Source organism: Psychrobacter sp. 1U2, assembly GCF_051847575.1.
Window position 1 is genome coordinate 1 of the sequence record NZ_JBPYDC010000637.1, and the last position, 926, is coordinate 926.

The 926-nt window shown below is 56.3% G+C and carries 1 protein-coding gene; it reads right to left on the reverse strand.

The features are described from left to right. Positions 1-915: outer membrane protein assembly factor BamB family protein (locus ACS8FD_RS17770; protein ID WP_439276825.1), on the reverse strand; the 915-nt coding region annotated here is incomplete at its 3' end. Positions 916-926: the final 11 nt, after the last annotated feature.

Genomic DNA, 926 nt, shown 5'->3' on the forward strand with positions numbered 1-926 from the left:
CTGATCGACTGGCGTCATGCCCCACATCTGCGCGCCGGTGACTTCTTTGGGTGCAAAAGAGATTTTTGAGACCGGCTGCGTGGGTGATAACGGCTCGCCCTCGATACCGCCGCTTTGTGGTACCGCGACCTCCTCGACTGGCAGCACAGGATCCCCTGTGGCGCGGTTAAGCACAAACACTTCGCCTTGCTTGGTGGGCTGCACCAGTGCGGGCACTTTTTTGCCCTCAATGGTCAAGTCAATCAAGCTTGGCTGAGCCGGCACATCGTAATCCCATAAGTCATGATGCACCGTTTGGAAGGTCCAGCGCGGCTCACCCGTTGCGACGTCAAGCGCGGTAATGGAGGTTGAGTACTCCTCTTCAGCCTCTGAGCGGCCCACGCCATATTGATCAGGCGAGCCGACACCAAAGGGCACATAGACCAGACCCAGGTCTGCATCATAGCTTGACACGCTCCAGCTGTTCGGCGCGTTTTCGGTATAGGTTTCGCCATCAGCAATGGGCGCGGTCGCTGTTGGGTTTGCGGCATCAAAGTTCCACACCAGCTCGCCTGTCGCCAGATCAAAAGCGCGAACCACGCCTGATGGCAAGGTGGTAGACACGTTGTCATTGATAGCGCCGCCAACGACGATCACATCATCGGCGATAAGGCCGGGCGAGGTACTATAATAAGCGCCAGGGGAGATATTAGGCATCCCTTGCCACAGATTGACCGTACCATCATCACCGCCAAACCCGGGGCAAATAACGCCCGTCTCAGCGCTTAATGCAATCAAGCGCGCGTCACGTGTGGTGATAAAAACGCGCTGACGGCAATCTTGACGAATAGAGGCGTTAACGCTCGTCGTATTACCAGGTACCAGAGGATTGGGGTCGTTAGGTTTGGCTCTATCGACCAAAATGTTTTGAGCCACGCCTGCTGCTT